Source organism: Kitasatospora sp. NPDC057965, assembly GCF_042887135.1.
GTDB lineage: Bacteria > Actinomycetota > Actinomycetes > Streptomycetales > Streptomycetaceae > Kitasatospora.
Map to the genome: position 1 here is coordinate 106,851 of NZ_JBHVPZ010000017.1, position 16,716 is coordinate 123,566.

12 protein-coding genes are annotated in these 16,716 nt (G+C 75.0%); 4 read left to right on the forward strand and 8 right to left on the reverse strand.

All coding sequences use genetic code 11. The features are described 5' to 3' along the window. Positions 1-18 precede the first annotated feature (18 nt). Both ACFVVU_RS22760 and ACFVVU_RS22765 read left to right on the forward strand, forming a co-directional pair. Entirely contained in the window at positions 19-1,047 is a 1,029-nt protein-coding gene (locus ACFVVU_RS22760) for a LacI family DNA-binding transcriptional regulator (RefSeq protein WP_387791841.1), read from the forward strand. Between the two features lie 148 nt (positions 1,048-1,195). After that, entirely contained in the window at positions 1,196-2,428 is a 1,233-nt protein-coding gene (locus ACFVVU_RS22765) for a styrene monooxygenase/indole monooxygenase family protein (protein WP_387791843.1), read from the forward strand. Positions 2,429-2,440: 12 nt separating this feature from the next. On the opposite strand, the gene ACFVVU_RS22770 is transcribed toward ACFVVU_RS22765, so the two are convergent. Then, positions 2,441-5,356 (reverse strand): hypothetical protein, encoded by a 2,916-nt coding sequence (locus tag ACFVVU_RS22770; RefSeq protein ID WP_387791844.1) that lies wholly within the window; start codon positions 5,354-5,356, stop codon positions 2,441-2,443. A 235-nt stretch (positions 5,357-5,591) separates the two neighbouring features. Here ACFVVU_RS22770 and ACFVVU_RS22775 point away from each other — a divergent pair, with 235 nt between their 5' ends. Together ACFVVU_RS22775 and paaI are read left to right on the forward strand one after the other, a co-directional pair. After that, positions 5,592-7,043: a WGR domain-containing protein gene (locus tag ACFVVU_RS22775; RefSeq protein WP_387791845.1), complete on the forward strand. Its 1,452-nt coding sequence runs from the start codon at positions 5,592-5,594 to the stop codon at positions 7,041-7,043. A gap of 140 nt (positions 7,044-7,183) precedes the next feature. Continuing rightward, a complete protein-coding gene (gene paaI / locus ACFVVU_RS22780) occupies positions 7,184-7,648 on the forward strand; it encodes a hydroxyphenylacetyl-CoA thioesterase PaaI (RefSeq protein WP_387791846.1) in 465 nt (154 codons plus the stop codon). Positions 7,649-7,712: 64 nt separating this feature from the next. On the opposite strand, the gene ACFVVU_RS22785 is transcribed toward paaI, so the two are convergent. Genes ACFVVU_RS22785 through ACFVVU_RS22815 form a run of 7 tightly spaced genes read right to left on the reverse strand, consistent with a single transcriptional unit; the run spans position 7,713 to position 16,658 of the window. Next, positions 7,713-8,966, reverse strand: a complete 1,254-nt coding sequence (locus tag ACFVVU_RS22785) for a phenylacetate--CoA ligase family protein (RefSeq protein WP_380684396.1) — start codon at positions 8,964-8,966, stop codon at positions 7,713-7,715. Between the two features lie 21 nt (positions 8,967-8,987). Beyond that, complete coding sequence (locus tag ACFVVU_RS22790; RefSeq protein ID WP_387791848.1) at positions 8,988-9,851, reverse strand: SDR family NAD(P)-dependent oxidoreductase; 864 nt, start codon at positions 9,849-9,851, stop codon at positions 8,988-8,990. Further along, the gene (locus ACFVVU_RS22795; protein ID WP_387791850.1) at positions 9,848-11,143 is read right to left on the reverse strand and encodes an MFS transporter; all 1,296 of its coding nucleotides are present in this window, start codon (positions 11,141-11,143) and stop codon (positions 9,848-9,850) included. The genes ACFVVU_RS22790 and ACFVVU_RS22795 overlap by 4 nt, the downstream gene beginning before the upstream one ends. Beyond that, positions 11,140-12,423, reverse strand: coding sequence for a phenylacetate--CoA ligase family protein (locus ACFVVU_RS22800; RefSeq protein WP_387791852.1), 1,284 nt, complete (start codon positions 12,421-12,423; stop codon positions 11,140-11,142). The genes ACFVVU_RS22795 and ACFVVU_RS22800 overlap by 4 nt, the downstream gene beginning before the upstream one ends. After that, positions 12,420-13,481, reverse strand: coding sequence for a RimK family alpha-L-glutamate ligase (locus ACFVVU_RS22805; protein WP_387791854.1), 1,062 nt, complete (start codon positions 13,479-13,481; stop codon positions 12,420-12,422). Before ACFVVU_RS22805 ends, ACFVVU_RS22800 begins: the two co-directional genes overlap by 4 nt. Next, positions 13,478-14,914: a KamA family radical SAM protein gene (locus tag ACFVVU_RS22810; protein WP_387791856.1), complete on the reverse strand. Its 1,437-nt coding sequence runs from the start codon at positions 14,912-14,914 to the stop codon at positions 13,478-13,480. Before ACFVVU_RS22810 ends, ACFVVU_RS22805 begins: the two co-directional genes overlap by 4 nt. A 7-nt stretch (positions 14,915-14,921) precedes the next feature. Then, positions 14,922-16,658 carry a class I adenylate-forming enzyme family protein gene (locus tag ACFVVU_RS22815; RefSeq protein ID WP_380684390.1) on the reverse strand — a complete coding sequence of 579 codons (1,737 nt, stop codon included), beginning with the start codon at positions 16,656-16,658 and terminating at the stop codon, positions 14,922-14,924. Between the last annotated feature and the right edge of the window lie 58 nt (positions 16,659-16,716).

The following is a 16,716-nucleotide window of genomic DNA, read 5'->3' on the forward strand; positions in this document are numbered from 1 at the left end:
TCCGTCCGAGGAGAGCCGATGACCACCCCGGCACCGCGCCCGGCCCGCCGCGCCACCACCGTGGCGGACGTCGCGCGCGCGGCCGGGGTGTCCCGGCAGACCGTCTCCAACACGCTCAACGCCCCGCAGCGCGTCCACCCCGCCACCCTGGCCCGGGTCACCGCGGCCATCGATCGGCTCGGCTACCGGCCCGACCAGTCCGCCCGCTCGCTGCGCACCGGCGAGCGCCGCACCATCGGCTACCTCGCCCCGGTCGACGACCCGCACGACCCCAACCCGCTGATGGCCGGCTTCCTCGAAGCCCTGGTCGACGCCGCCGGCGCCGAGGGCCACCACGTGCTGCTCCTGCGCCCGGCGGCGGGGGAGCAGCACGCGAGGGCGGTGATCGACGCCGTGACGGCGGCCCGCCAGGTCGACGGGCTGGTCCTCGCCGACGTCCTGCCCGACGACGCCCGCGCCGCGCACGCCGCCCGCCTCGGCATCCCCTTCGCCGCCTTCGGCCGCACCGGGCCGGGTCTGCCGCAGCACTGGGTCGACATCGACAATGCCGCCGCCACCGCCGAGGTCGCCCGCCACCTCGCCGAACGCGGCCACCGCCGGGTCGGCTACGTCGGCGGGACGGGCCCGCTGCCCTGGCTGGCCGCCCGGCGCGAGGGCTTCCACCGCGAGGCCGTTCGCCTCGGGCTGAGCCTCGTCCCCCCGCCCGCCGACGGCGAGCTGCGCACCCTGCTGCGCGACCCCGACCGCCCCACCGCCCTCGCCGCCGACAACGACCTCGCCGCCCTCGACATCTACGAGGCCGCCCGCACCGAGGGCCTGCACATCGGCCGTGACCTCGCCGTCACCGGCTTCCACGACACCCCCCTCGCCCGCCACCTCCGCCCACCCCTGACCTCCCTGCGCCTCCCCCTGCGCCCCATCGCCGCCGCCCTGGTCACCCGCCTCCTCACCCAGGTCCGCGGCGAACCCGCCCCCACCACCGGCCTCGAACTCCCCGCCGAGCTCATCACCCGCCCCAGCTCCTCGGAGGACTGGCCGCCCCACTGAGCCGGGGGTGAGTGGGCGTGGGACCCGCCCCAGCTCCTCCGGGCAACGGCCGCCCCGCCGGGCCGGGGTGGTGCTGGCCTGTCGTGCTTCCAGGCGGTAGAACTGACGTTTCGTCAGATCACTGGCTCGTCGGTACGGAGGTTGCGCTGTGCGTCGGATCGCGGTGGTGGGGGCGGGGCAGGCGGGGTTGCAGGTGGCGTTGGGGCTGTTGGGGGCGGGCGGGTACGAGGTGACGGTGGTGGCGGCGCGGACGCCGGCTCAGGTGCGGGGTGGGCGGGTGATGTCGACGCAGGCGATGTTCGGGCCGGCGTTGCGGGTGGAGCGGGCGGCGGGGCTGGATCTGTGGGAGGGGGAGGCGCCCGGGGTGCGGTCGGTGGATGCCGTGCTGGTGCCCGAACCCGGGCTTCGGGCACTGGAGTTCACCATGACGCTGGACGAGCCGGCGCATTCGGTGGACCAGCGGGTGAAGCTGGCGCGCTGGCTGGAGCTGGTGGAGGAGCGCGGCGGGCGGGTGGAGTACCGGGAGCTGGACCTCGCCGGGCTGCGGGAGGTGGCGGCGGCGCACGATCTGACGGTGGTCGCGGCGGGGCGCGGCGAGCTGGCGGGCATCTTCGAACGGGACGGCGCCCGTTCGCCGTTCGACGCGCCGCAGCGGCGGCTGGCGGCGCTGTACGCGCACGGGGTGGGGGCGCCGGATCCGGCGGCCGGGCCGCGGGCGCGGATGCACGCGGTGCCCGGGGTGGGGGAGTTGTACCTGCAGCCGGCGCTGACGCTGTCCGGGCCGTGCGACATCCTGCTGTGGGAGGCGCTGCCGGGCAGTCCGTTCGACTGTTTCGGCGACCGGCCGGACGGCGTCGAACAGCTGCGCAGGATGCGGGAGTTGATGGGGAAGTACCTGCCCTGGGAGGCGGAGCTGTGGCGCGCCGCCGAGCCCACCGACCCCGGCGGTTCGCTGTACGGGGCGCTCACCCCGGTGGTGCGGCGGCCGGTGGCGGAGCTGGGGGACGGGGTGGCCGTGTGGGGGATCGGGGACGCGGTGGTGGTGAACGACCCCATCACCGGGCAGGGCGCCAACAGCGCGGCGCGGGCGGCGGACGCGTATCTGCGGGCGATCGTCGAGCGCGGGGACGGGCCGTTCACCGCGGCGTGGATGGCCGAGGTCTTCGAGGAGTTCTGGGAGCGGCACGCCCGGCACGGGGTGGCGCTGACGGCGGCGCTGCTGACGATGCCCGACCACCTCCAGGCGGTGTTCGCCGCCGCCGGCGAGCACGAGGCGGTGGCCCGGCGGCTCGCCAACACCTACGCCGAGCCCGCCGACCACGCCGCCTGGCTCGCCACACCCGAGCTGGTCGGTGCCTATCTGGCCTCGGTCGGTGCCTGAACTCCCGGGTGTTCAGGGCGCGTCGCCCACCCGCAGGTCGGTGGTCACCTGGCGGCGGCCGGTCAGCACGGCCTCGGCGAGCACGCCGGCCGCGACCAGCGCGGTGAGGGCGAGGGCCGGGGGCAGCACGGCGGCGGGGCGGAGCGGCAGGCCCGGCGGGACGGGGGTGCCGAGCAGCGCGGACAGGTCGAGGGCGGGGCCGAGCAGGGCGGTGGCGGCGAGTGAGGCGAGGACGCCGCCGGCCGCCGCGAGCAGGGTCTGCGGCAGGGCCTCGACCAGGATGAGGGCCAGGCCCTGGCGCGGGCGCAGTCCCATGGTGCGCAGCCGGGCCAGGGCGGCGGCGCGGTCGGGGGCGGCCCGTAGCAGGGTGAGCAGGGCGGCCAGCAGGGCGAAGGCGCCGGCGCCAACGGTGGTGGCCAGGAAGACCCGGGCGGCGGCCCGCTGCAGCGGGTCGTCGGCGAGCGCGGCGGTGAGGCCGGAGGCGGTCTTCAGCAGGTACCCGTCAGGGATGTCGTCGGGGTGCGGGCCGACGTAGGGGACGCCGCTCAGCCTGGCGGTGTCGGCGAGCAGGGGGTGGACCGGCTGGTCGTGCAGCAGCCGTCGGACGGCCGCCTCGTCGGGGTCGCCGACGGCGAACCAGTGGCCGTGGTCGGCCAGTTCGGGCGCCCGGGCGGCGGCGGGGCCGATGGGCAGGACGATGAAGGGGTGGGTGGAGTCGCGCAGCGCGGGGGTGGCGTCGACGGTGCCCGCGTACTGGGCGCGCAGTTCGCCGGTGCTGGTGAGGTAGATCCGTTCGGCCCCGGCGTGGCCGCCGAGCTGCTCGACCAGGCCGCGGGAGTAGAGGGCGGGGACGGGGACGTCGCGCCCGGCCGGCCAGACGGGGCCGTCGGGGGCGGCGAGCCGGGCCGGGTCGAAGGCGCCGCGGCCGAGGGAGCGGGAGATCTCGGCGTAGGCCGGCGGGTCGACCACGAGCAGGCTGATGGTGAGGTGGCGCTGTCCGGGGCGCAGCACGGCGGCGTCGGTGAGCAGGGTGACGGCGGTGGCGGCGCGGACGCCGGGCAGCCGGCCGGCCGCCTCGGTGAAGGAGGCCGCCAGGCCGAAGCCCTTGGGCGCGCTCACCATGACGTCACCACCGGTGGCGAGGCGGGACTCGCGGGTGCGGCCGGCGTCGACGGCGTCGAGCAGGTTCGCGCCGAACCCGGCGGTGGTGACGGCGAGCAGCAGCGCGAGCACCGGCAGGACGGACGGGCGGGGGCGGCCACCCGAGCCACCCGATCCGCCCGAGCCACCCGATCCGCCCGAGCCACCCGATCCGCCCGGGCCACCGGAGCCGCGCGCCGCCCCGGCGAGCGCGAGGAAGCCGACCGCGCCGCGCCGGCGGCCGACCGCCCGGGCGAGCGCGCCGAGCAGGGGCGGCTGGAACCGGGCGAGCAGCAGGCCGGTGCAGAGCGCGACCAGCAGCGGGGCGGCGACGAGCAGCGGGTCGATCCCGGTGCCGGGCGGGGCGGCGCCGCGGCGGCGGACCTCGACCACGGCGGCGGCGGTGACGGCGAGCACGGCGAACTCGCCGACCACCCGGCGCGCGCCGCCGCCGCGCGCGCCCTGTCGGCCCCGGGTGCGCGGCCGGAGCAGCATCAACGCGCGGGCCGGGAAGGCGAGCAGCGCGAAGGCGGTGGCCGCCGTCCCGGCGAGCACGGCGCTGCCCCAGCGCGGGGCGGGCAGCAGCAGGAGGGCGAGCAGCGTTCCGGCCGCCGCCCCGGGCAGTACGAAGGCCGCGCCCTCGCCGAGCAGCCGCCGCAGCACGCCCCGGCGGGAGCCGCCGCGGGCCTGGAGCAGCAGGAGCTCGGGGCCGCGCCGGTCGGCGGCCAGCGCGGCGGCCAGGCACAGCACCACCACGACGACGCCGGCCAGCCCGGCCGGGCCGATCGCCGCGAGGGGCGCGGCGGCGTCCCGGCGGGCGGTGGCCAGGTCGAACAGCTCGGGCAGGGAGGAGAAGGTGTGCAGGTCGGAGCGGCCGGTCCCGGCGGCGAGCCGGACGGCGGTGGGGCCGGTCAGATAGCTCGCGAGCTCCCGCGCGGCCGGTGCCAGCCGGTCGGCGCGCAGCGCGTCGGTGTCGACCGGCAGCCGCCAGGAGAGCTGTCCGCCGTCCGTCCACCGCTGGAGGCCGGGAAGGTCGTCGCCGCTGGTCAGGCCGGTGGCCTCCCACAGCCGCAGCCGCTCGAAGGTGTCGGGGATCCTGAGGCAGGGCCTGGTCAGACAGGCGAGGTCCGTCCAGTACGGGTCGGCCTCGTCGTGGACGTCGAAGGTGCCGACCACCTCCGTCCCGGGGGAGGGCGGGACGAGCGGGAGGGGTTCGGCCGTCAGCACGTCGCCGACCCGGATGTTGAGCTTCTCGGCGGTCGTCCGCGACACCACGATCTGGAGCGGCCGGTCGGTGGGGACGGGCGAGGGCCACCGGCCCTCGGCGAGGGCGGTGTGCTCGGCGAGGCCGGCGAGGTGGCGCAGGGACAGCTTGGGGGACGGGCCGTCGGGCCGGGACAGCTGCGGGTCGGTGAGGGTCCGGGCCTGTCTGCCCTGCACGCCGTAGACCGGTCCGCCCGCCGAGACACGGAACTCCCCGCCGGTGTGGGCGGTCAGCCGCTCGGCGACGGCGTCCAGTTCGGCGGAGTCGTCGCCCTGGCGGAGCCCGGCGGTGGTGACCAGGCTGGTCGCGTCGATGCCGCGGTCGCGCAGGAAGTCGCGCAGCGCGGCGTCCTCGCCGCGGTCGACGCCCCGGGGCAGGCCGGTGGCGAGCAGTACGACCGCGAACACCAGCACGGCGTTGAGCAGTGCCGTCCAGGGTGCGGCCCGCAGCCGGGTGCGAACCCACCGCGCGGGCCGGTGGCCGGCGTGCGCGACGGGCGCGGAGGGTGCCGCCAGGTCCCGCATCCGCCGACTCCCCCCTGCCCCGTGAGCGGTACCCGTGTTCCCCGGTGCCGGGTGACCGGATAGCGGACGATGCTGTCAGAGAGGTGCGCGGGGCGGAAGGTCCGTTCGGGCAGACTCCGCGCCCGCAGGGCCCGGCGGCGCCGTTGTCGGTACCGGCGGCTAGGTTCTGAGGTGTCGCCGGGCACCGAGACACCCGGCGGCCCACACCACGCCGTGCCCGGAAGGGGCCCACGCCATGTCAGCCACCGCCACCGACGCCCAGTCGACCTACCTGGAGCTGTCCGAGGACAGCGGCAGCGCGCACAAGTTCTACGAGGTCCTGGTCAGCGGGGCGGCCGTCACCATCACCTACGGGCGGATCGGCGAGAGCGGCCAGACCAAGACCACCAGCTACCCCTCCCCGGAGAAGGCCGCGTCGGCCGCCGCCAAGAAGATCGGCGAGAAGGTCCGCAAGGGCTACGCCCCGGCGGTGCGCGGGGTGCGGCAGCGGCGGGCGGTGACGCGCCGGGCGATCGTCAGCACCCGCTCGACGGCCCGCCAGGCGCCGGTGCTGTGGCGGTTCCGCTCCGGCGCGGCGGCGTTCGGCATCTTCGTCGGCGAGGAGCACGCCTGGGTCGGCAACGAGCGCGGCGACGTCTACACCCTCACCCACGACGGCGAGGTGACCGGCCGCTACGGCCTGCCCGACGGCGTCAAGTGCATCGTCGCCGACGACTGGTGGATCTACGCCGGCTGCGACGACGGCAAGGTGTACGACCTGGGCGGCAAGGTGCCGCGGGTGGCGTACGAGATAGCCGAGGACGTCGACATCTACTGGCTGGACATCCACGACGGCGTGCTCGGCGTGGCCGACGCGCGCGGCGGGATCACCACCGTCGACCACGAGGACGAGTTCCAGTGGCGCCGCAAGGCCGAGGGCACCGACGGCTGGATGGTGCGCTGCGACGCCGACGGCGTCTACCACGGCCACTCGCGCGGCGTGGCCCGCTACGCCTCGCGCGGCGGCGCGCCGGTGTGGCACACCGGGACCGACGGCGCGGTGCTGTTCGGCTGGCAGGAGCGCGACGAGGTGTTCGCCGGCACCTCGCGCGGCTCGGTGCACCGGCTGCGCAAGGCGGACGGCTCCGAGGCGGCCCGCTACCGCTGCGACGCCGCGGTGTTCTCCTGCGCGGCCTCGCCCGACGGCCGCTACGTGTTCGCGGGCGACAACCACTCCTCGGTGTACTGCTTCGCGGCCGACGGCACCCGGCTGTGGAAGCTCGGCACCGGCTGCGGCTCGGCGTACAGCATGCAGTACCGCGACGGCCGGCTCTACCTGGTGACCACGGACGGTTCGCTGGTCTGCCTGGACGCGAGCGAGCAGGCCGTGCGCGCGGCCGAGGAGGGCCGGCTGCCGCAGGCCGCCGAGGTGGACGGCAGCGGCTGGACGGCGGCGGTGGCCGGCGCCGCGATCGAGTCGGTGACGGTCGGGTCGGCGGCGGCGACGGGCGGCATCGAGGTCGAGTGCGTGCAGGACGGCGCCCGGCTGCGGGTGCGGGTGGTGTCGCCGGGCTTCGACCCGCTGCGCCGGGTGCAGTTCCCGAAGGACATCCGGGTGGCGGGCGCGCGGTACCTGGTGGCGGAGGTGCTGGAGTCCGGCAGCGGCTCGTTCTACCGGGCCCGGGGTGACATCAAGCGGCTGCTCTGAATTCCCCCACCCGACGTTCCGTCCTCGTCCTGAGGCCGTTGACAGCCCGTCGCGGGCCTCGGTGTAATGCGGGTGCAATACGCACGCACGGCACACCGACACCGACCGTTTCGGGCAGTTCCCGGGGAAAGCAGGGCGTCATGAGCGTGGAAACCGAGGCCGTCACCGATTCCGGGGCATCGGCGGAGGCGTCCGTGCCGCAGTCCCGGATGGCCGCCCTCTACCAGCGGGACCGGACCTGCCAGGGGCTCGGCATCGCGCTCGACGCGGTGTCCACCGGGCGCGCGGTGATGCGGATGACGATCGGCCCGGCGATGGTGAACGGCCACGGCATCGCACACGGCGGTTTTCTCTTTCTGCTCGCCGACGCGGCCTTTTCCTACGCCTGCAACAGCTACGGCCCGGTGACGGTCGCCCAGGCCGCGCAGGTGACGTTCCTGGCACCGGCGGCGGTGGGGGACGAACTGACCGCCGAGGCGGTGGAGCGCACCCGCTCCGGGCGCACCGGCGTCTACGACGTGACGGTGCGCAACGCGGCAGGAAAGGTGATCGCGGAGTTCCGCGGCCAGAGCGTGATGCTGGCCGGAGCGCCGCACAAGGGCTGAACAGCGGCCACGTCGAGGGCCGGGCCGCCCGGGCGGGGGACACCCGCCCGGGCGGCGCCCGGGGTCAGGCCGGCGGACGCTCGTCGATGACCTGCTGGAGCTTGCCGGTGCGCGGGTTGGTGACCAGCTCCGAGCGCGGCACCCACTCGATCACCAGGTCGTGGATCACCCCGGCCGCCACGTCGTCCGGATAGAGCGGCCGCGCCTTGTAGACCGCCTCGACCAGCCGCCCGGCCAGACCGGCCGGCGGCTGCTCGGTGTACCCGAGCCGCAGGATCAGCCCGTCCTTGCCGTCCCAGCGCCGCTGCACCATCTGCAGGCCGGAGATGACCTGCTCCGGGTCGTGCGCGAGCAGGACGGCCCGGATCTCCTCGGTCGGCATCGCCACCGTGCCGACCCGGGCGCCCTCGGTGGACCGGCCGACCAGGCGGAACCGCCCGCGTTCCACGTCGACCCACTCGGCGCGGTCGCCGGTCGGGTAGCGCAGGATCGGCATCAGGGTGCGGAACAGGTTGGTGACCACGACCCGGCCGGGCACCCCGGGCTCGGTGATCGGCTCGCCGGTGGTGTCGTCGACCAGCTCCACCACCGTCCGATTCGGGAAGGCCTCGTGCACCCGGACGTCGTCGCCGGGCACCGGCGCGCCGACCAGACCGGCGTCCACCGAGGCGTAGCCGATCGAGGAGACGGCCGCGTTCGGGAAGGCCCGGGAGAGGATCGGGCGCAGGTCGGCGAAGAGCAGGTCCCCGCCGAACAGCAGCAGTTCGATCCGCTCGGCGGCCCTGCCCTCCTTGACCAGGTGCTCGGCGACGGAGCTGAGCTTCATCGGCTCACCGGCCAGCACGTCCACGCCGAAGTCGTGGATCAGGTCGGCGATGTACGCCTCGGGCGCGGCGCCGACGGGCAGCCGGACGTTCTCGACCGGAGCGTGGTGCAGGGCGTTCTCGATGTAGAGGAAGCCGCCGTACAGCTCGCCGGCCCAGAACAGGTTGGCGACCCGGTGGCCTGGCCTGAGGCCGGCCTGGACGAGCCCCGCGCCGAAGGCGGTGACCGAGTCGGTGTGCTCGGTGCGCGACCAGGGGGAGAACTTGGGGACGCCGGAGGTGCCGCCGGTCTTGTAGACGCCGGCGTCCGTCAGCGGGCCGGTGAGCAGGCGGTTGTCCGGCCAGGAGTTGGCGGCCCAGAAGGCGGTCTGCTCGATCAGCGGCAGCTGGGCGAGGTGCTCGATCCGCGGCGGCAGGTCGCGGTAGAGCTCGGCGTAGAAGGGGGAGTTGCGCCGGGCGAAGTCGACCAACTCGGGGAGTGGCTTGGCGGGCATGGCGGGGCTCCTGGGGATGCGTCAGGGGGAATCGGGAAGGCCGATCCAGCCGCGGGCGAGGGTCTGGACGGCCGAGCCGTCGGGGTCGGCGAGCTTGTGGGCCAGATGGCCGGCGGCCCAGGCGTTGGTGGGCACGCGGAAGGCGGGCCGCTCGGCGCGCAGCGTCCGCAGCACCCCCTCGGCCACCTCGGCGGCCGGCTGGCCGGCGGCCTCCCAGCCCTGGCCGGCGACCCAGGTCAGGTAGTCGGCGAAGGTGGGCGCGTACGGGCCGGAGGCCGCCGCGATGGTGCGGCGGTCGATGTCCGGGAAGATCCCGAACCCGGTGTCGGGCACGAAGCCGGGCACCACGACGGAGACCCGCACGCCGTGCGCGGCGGCCACCGGGGCCAGGCTCTCCATGAAGCCCTCGACCGCGAACTTGGCGGCGCAGTAGGCCTCGTTGAACGGCTGCCCGACCACGCCGTGCACGCTGCCGATGGTGACCAGCCGCCCGCCGGAGGCGCGCAGCAGTGGCAGCGCGGCGCGGCTGACGGCGATCACGCCGAAGAAGTTCACCTCCAGGTTGGCCCGCAGCGCGGCGTCGGTGGACATCTCCAGGGTGGGGTCGAAGTTGGAGACGCCGGCGTTGTTGACCACCGCGTCCAGCCGTCCGTACGCCGCGGCCACGCCGTCGACGCAGGCGGTGACGGAGGCGGCGTCGGTGACGTCGAGCGGGCGGACGTCCAGGGTGACCCCGGCCTGCTCGGCGGCCTTGCACAGGGCTTCGGAGCGGGCCGGATCGCGCAGGGTGGCGACGGTGGTGAACCCGGCGCGGGCGGCGGCCACGGCGGTGGCCAGGCCGATGCCCGAGGAGCAGCCGGTGATCAGCAGGACGTCGCCGCTCATGACGCGCTCTCCGTCAACTCCGGTGAGACGTCCGCCGTCTGCTGCTTCTCCGCGCGGGCGGCGGCGTCCATCCGGGGCTGGATGCCGAGCGCGGGCAGGAAGGAGCAGGCCGCCAGCAGGGTGCCGCCGGCCATCACCCAGCGGGCCGCGTCCAGGATGCCCAGCGGTTCGGTGAGCGCCGACACGGCCAGGCCGCCGACCAGCGCGGCGAGCGGGATCACGCCCCAGGTGACGGTGCGGAACGCCGCGTGCATCACGCCCTGGTGCTCGGCGGACATCCGCGACTGCCGGGTGGGCGCGCTGCACACGTTGATGCAGGACATGAAGAAGCCGTAGCAGCCCATGGTCACCGCGATCACCGGTCCGGCGGGCAGTGCGGGCGCGGCCAGTACGCCGAGCCCGACGAGGCAGTGCAGCAGCAGCGACCAGGCCAGCGTCCGCCCCAGGCCGAGGCGTGCGCTGATCCGCGGCGCGACCACGGCGCCGATCAGCGCGCCCACCGCGCCGACCGACATCGCGGCGCCGAGCACGCCGACCGACACACCGAGGCCGCGGTAGGCGAGCACCGGCAGCACCGTGACGAAGACCGGCCCGCCGGAGTTGAGCGTGACGGCCGCCAGCACCACCCGGCGCAGCACCGGGTCGGCCCAGTTCATCCGGAAGCCCGCGGTCAGCCGCTCCCACACGGTGCCCTCGACGACGGTCCGCTCGCCCCACGGCCGCATCGAGCGGAAGCAGGCGGCGGACACCAGGTAGCTGGCCGCGTCCACCAGCAGCGCGCCCACCCCGAGCGCGCTGTACAGGCCGGCGGCGATCGACGGCCCGGCCACCTCGGAGACCGAGTTGCTGCCCTCCAGCCGGGAGTAGGCGCGCACCATCCGGTCCTCGGGCACCACGGCGGGGACGGCGATCAGATAGCCGACGTTGAAGAAGATGGTCGCGCCGCTGATCACCGCCACGCAGCCGAACAGCAGCGCGGTGGAGAGGAAGTCCAGCCAGTACGCCAGCGGGATCACCAGGACGGCGGCCAGCCGCAGCAGGTCGCAGACCAGCATGGTGAGGCGTTTGTCCCAGCGGTCGACCAGCACACCCGCGACCGGGCCGAGCAGCGGGATGCCGAGGTACTGGGCCATCGCCACCACGCCGACCTGGAGGGCGGAGGCGTGCAGGACGAAAATCATCAGGGTGGGGACGACGAACACGGTGATCCGGTCGCCGACCACGCTGACCGTCTGGCCGGCCCAGAACAGGTTGAAGCCGCGCCCCAGGTCCTCCGGGCGCCGCGGCTTCACGAGGCCTCCCCGTCGGAGGCCGCCGCGGTGTCGGGAGTCGCCGCGGCGGCGCCGGTGGCCTCGCGCACCACGAAGGAGGCCGTCTTGCCGGTGCGGTCGTTGCTGACCAGCGCGTCCGCCACCCGGACCGTGACGTGCTCCGGGTCGTGCTGGAAGGCGGTGCTCAACGTGAAGGTGGCGGACAGCAGTTCGGTACGCAGCGCGGCGGCGTCCACCGCCGTGCCCGGGCCGGCCAGCAGCAGGACGTCCACCCCGGTGGCCCGGCCGCCGTCCTCGGTGATCACCACTTGGGCCCGGGAGACGCCGGGTTCGCGCTCGGCCCGGGCGACCAGCTCGTCGACGTGCAGGCCGAGGCCGCGCACCTGGACGACGTTGTCGCGCCGCCCCAGCACCCGCATCGCCCGGCCCGGGCGCCCGCACGGGCAGTCGGTCAACCCGCCCGCGTCGCCGGTGCGGTAGCGCAGCACCGGGTTGAGCATCTCCGGGTTGAGGGTGGTGAAGTCCAGCAGTCCGTCCGGGCCCGCGTGCACCAGCTGGTCGGGCAGCGGGTGGAAGGTGTCCGCGGGGCAGTCGGGCGTGTTGGTGCCGACCACCCAGGTCTCGGTGGAGCCGAACATGCCCCAGCGGCGGGCCTGCGGTGCGACGGCCGCGAGGTCCTCCTCCAGCTGCGGCTGCCAGGCCTCGCCGAGCCAGAGCACCTTCCGCAGGGCGGGCAGCTTGATGCCGGCGGCGCGGGCGTGCGTGAACCACAGGCGCAGCACGCTCGGGGTGCCGCCGATCGCGGTGACGCCCCGGTCGGCGAGGAAGCCCAGCCAGTCCGGGTACTCTTCGCGGGTGATCGAGCCGAGCGCGATCACCCGGCAGCCGGCGCGGTCGGCGAGCGCGGCGGCGAGGAAGTGCGCGCCCCACATCCGGCCCGCGCCCCAGGCGTTGGCGAACACGTCGTCGCGGTCCAGTGCCTGCCAGTGCTCCTGGACGCCGGCCATGTAGAAGCCGGTCGGCGCGTAGCCGACCTTGGGCGCGCCGGTGGAGCCACCGCTCTGGAACAGCCAGGTGGCGGCCGTCGTGCTGCGCGGCTCCAGATGGGCGAGCGCGGTGTTCAGGTCGTCCTTGAGCAGCGGCGGCAGGGCGGCCAGCTCCTCCAGGGTGCGGACGCCGCCGGGGTGCGCGGCGTAGCGCGGGGCCAGCCCGGGCACCGTCCGCAGCAGCTCCAAGGTCCGTGCGGCGACGGGAAGCCGGGGCTCGGCCGCGTCGGGCGGCAGGGAGAAGGCATCGGTCATCGGGCGTCCGATCGGAGGATGGGGGACAGGGGGCGGTTCGCGAGCCACTTGGCGTGGGCGTCCCGGTAGGCGGTGAAGCGGGCCCGGGTGATGTCCCGCTGCAGGGTGCGGCCCGGGTCGTCGAAGTCCGGGGCGATCACGCCGTCCGGCTCCAGCTCGGAGAACCAGTACCGCTCGCCGTCGTGCAGGAAGTCCACGCAGAAGAACGGGATCGCCAGCTTCTCGGCGAAGTAGGCGGTGGCCTCGGCGAGTTCGGGCGGCACCGGTGGGAACTCCATCGAGCCGCCGCGGCTGGCGTTGGCCACCGGCGAACCGGGCTCGGGCACCCGCCGCAGCGCCGCGTACGGCTTGCCGTCGATCACGTAGACGCGGTAGTCCACGGTGCCGTCGCCGAGGTAGGGCTGGGCGATCAGTGTGGTGTCGCCGCCCTGGGCGAGGCTGGCCAGGCCGCGGACGTCCTCCGGGCCGCGCGCCAGGTTGATGCCGCCGCCGCCGCACCAGCCGGCCGGCTTGACGATCGCCGGGTAGGTCAGCGAGCCGAGCGCCACCTCGTAGTGGTGCTTGGCGACGTCCCGGCCGGTGCCGATCCGGACCGACGGGATCGGCGGGACCGGGGAGTCGGCCAGGTGCAGCACGGTGGCCAGCTTGTCGTTGCCGATCAGCGAGATGTGCGGCGGGAACGGCAGGTAGAAGCCGGCCTGCTCCAGCACCGCGTACAGCGCGTACTGGTTGAAGACGTCCATCGACTGGTACGGCAGCGAGTAGAGCGCGGTGATGAACAGGGTGTCCCGCGGCGTCACCGGCTCCTCGTCGACGTACACCAGCGGGCGGGCCGGGTCGGTGGCGTCCACGGTGACCGCGTCCGGCGCGTGCCGGCACCAGGTGAGGCCCAGCTCCTCGGCCACCTCGGCGTAGAGGTCCCAGAAGTAGTGGCGCCAGGTCGCGGTGGTGCGGGTGGACTCGCGGTCGGGGAAGATCCAGCACATCCGGCGCAGCGGGCCGGGGTCGTGCGGGCCGGAGTCGTGTGAGGCGGGATCGTGCGGGGCGGACGGGTTCACCGTGCTGCTCCTTCCTGGGGGGCGGGGTGCCCGGCCCGCTCCGCCCACCAGCGGCGGCCGGCCTCGGGGAGGGTGTCCACCGGGTCGTAGTAGGGGTGGAGGCGGTCCAGCGCGTCGTGCCCGGCCGGGGCGGTGCCCGCGTCGCGGACCTCCAGGCCGGTGCGGTAGTTCTTCGTCCAGTACGAGACGCCGCGCTCGCGGTCGTACGCCACCACCTGGTGCACCCAGCGCTTGCCGAGCCGCGGCACGTCGCAGACCAGGCGCGGGGTGGCGTAGCCGGGCAGGTAGCCCATGATCGCCTCCTGCAGGCGCTGTGCCTGGTGGAGGCTGGTGCGCCAGTGCTCGGCGTTGGGGATCATGTCGCAGAGGTAGAAGTAGTACGGCAGGATGTTGGCCTCGCCCTGGAGGGCGAAGCAGAGGTCCAGCAGGTCCTCGGGGGTGTCGTTGACCCGGCGCATCAGCACGCCCTGGTTGCGCACGTCCCGCACGCCCGCGTCGAGCAGCGCCCGGGCCGCCTCGGCGACCAGCGGGGTCACCGAGCGGACGTGGTTGGCGTGGGTGTGCACGGCGAGGTTGACGGCCCGGCCGGCGGCGAGCGTGGCCATCCGGTGCACGCCCTCCAGCACCTGCGGCTGCAGCCAGTGCTGCGGCAGGCCGACCACCGCCTTGCTGGCGAGCCGGATGTCGCGCACCGTCTCCAGCTCCAGCAGCCGGCGCAGGAAGGACTCCAGCTGCGGCCAGGGCACGTTGGCGAGGTCGCCGCCGGAGACCACCACGTCGCGCACGGCCGGGGTGCGCTTGAGGTAGTCGAGCATCTGCTCCTGGCGGTGCTCCGGCCGCAGCGTCAGGCGGGTCTTGGCGACCTGGGGCGTGGAGGTGCCGACCAGGTCCATCCGGGTGCAGTGGCCGCAGTACTGCGGGCAGGTGGCGACCAGTTCGGCCAGCACCTTGGTGGGGTAGCGGTGGGTGAGGCCCTCGGTCACCCACATCTCGGCCTCGTGCAGCGAGTCGCGCTCGGCCTTGGGGTGGCTGGGCCAGTGCGGGAGCCGGTCGGCGAGCATCGGCAGCATGTAGCGGCGCACCGGGTCGGCGAGGAACGCGGCGGTGTACTCCTCCGGGGTGGTCGGGGCGTTCGCCGCCATGGTGTTGAGCATCTGCGGCGGCACCAGCAGCGGCATCGTCGCGAACCGGGCCTGGTCGGCGTCGAGTTGGGCATAGCACTCGGGCGTGAGCAAGTCGCCGACGACGGCGCGCAGTTGGCGGGTGTTCTTGACGCAGTGGGCGCGCTGCCACTGGGCGTCGCGCCACTGCGCCCCGGTCACCTCGCGCCAGCCGGGCAGCCGGCGCCAGTCGGGTTCCACCAGGGGCGTGCGGACGTACTGGTAGGGCTGCGCGGGCGCGGGGGGCGCGGGCGCAGCGTGGCGGTCGTCCATCCGGGGGCTACTGGCCGGTGAAGAGGGTGGCGAAGCGGGTGCGCAGTTCGCGCTTGAGCACCTTGCCGGTGGGCCCGAGCGGGAACTCCGACGCGGTGCGGGCGATCCGGACGGCGGCGAGCGCGGCCAGGCCGGCCCCGGCGAGCGCCTTGTTGGCGGCCTCCAGCACCTCGGTGTCCGTCGCGGACTCCGCATCCTGCTGCAACTGGACGACGGCGATGGGCCGTTGGCCCTCTCCGGCGGCGCCGGGCACGCCGACCACCGAGCAGTCCCGGACCAGCTCGGCGCAGTCCGCCAGCAGCACCTCCTCGATCGGCAGGCTGTAGACCGGGCCGGCCGCGGTGTCGATGACGTCCACCGTCCGGTCCAGGTGGTAGAAGCGGCCCTCGGCGTCGCGCCGGGCGACGTCCCCGGTGAGCCAGTACCCGGCGAGTTCGAAGCTGCCGGTCAGCCGGCCGTCGTTCCAGTAGCCGGGCGTGCGCGAGGGCGAGTCGATCGCCAGCAGCCCGACCGTGCCGTCCGGCACCTCGGCGCCGTCCTGGTCCAGCACGGCGGCGCGGCGCACCACCTCCAGCGGCTTGCCGACGCAGCGGTCGTCGCGGTCCGACTCCGGTGTGGTCACCTGGCCGAACAGTGCCATGCCCATCTCGGAGGAGCCCAGGCCGTCGACGAACTGCGAACCGGGCAGGGCGGGTTGCTCCGCCTTCTCCCGCGGCAGCAGCCAGGGCCGGATCAGCCCGGCCGGGCGCTCGCCGAGTCGGACCAGGCGGCGGATGTGCCCGTAGTGGGCGCTGTCGCCGGTGTTGAACCAGGAGTGCACCCTGGCGGCGCCCTTCACCGGGAGTTCCCCGGTGGCGAGTTCGACGAAGGTGCGGGGGAACGAGGCGACCATGGTCGGCTGGAAGGCCTCCATCACCGGCTCGACCACCGCCCGGCGCCAGTCGGCCATCACGACGGTCGGCAGACCGAGCAGGGTCGCGGTGAGGAAGTAGCTCAGGCCGCCCGCGTGGGTGTGCGGCATCAGCGACATCAGCCGGTCGGACGGCTCGGCGGGGAAGCGCACCATGCGCGGCTGCTTGCCGTCCCAGAACTGGCGGTGTCCGAGCATGGTGGACTTCGGGGTGCCGGTGGTGCCGGAGGAGTGGATCAGCGCGACCACGTCGTCCGGCGCGTGCCGGTACGGGTACTGGGCGGGCAGGGAGCCGGAGGACTCCGCGTCGAAGGCCCGGACCTCGGCGGCGAGCGCGAGGAACCGGGGGCGGTGCTGCGGGTCCTCGCGGTAGGCGGCGGCCAGCCGGGTGGTGTCGTCGGCCACCACGCCGACCACACCGACGTGGTGGAGGTAGCGGACCATCACGTCGTGCCGCATCGCGTCGTTGACCAGGGCCGGGACGGCGCCCAGCGCGCTGAGCGCGAGGAAGTGCAGCAGTGGCTCCAGGCCCTCGGCGATCACCACGGCCACCGGCTCGCCCGGGCGCACGCCGTTGGCGTGGTACCAGGCGGCGTAGCGGTCGCGCTGTGCGGCCAGGTCGAGCAGGCTGTGGCCGCGCAGCACGACGGCGCCGCGGTGGTCGGTGTGGTGGCTGTAGGCGAACGGGACCGCGCGGTTCGGGTTCACCGCGATGGCGTGGTCGAGGAAGTTGCCCGCCCCGAGGCCGGGTTCGGCCATCAGCCGCTCGCGGGCGGCGAGCGGTGCGATCGGGGTGGGCGGGGTGCTGCTCAGGGCGGAACTCGGGTCGCTCATGGCGTCTCCTGAGAGGGGGGTGGCCCGCGGTTCTTGTGGAACGGGAGCACGGGCGGCG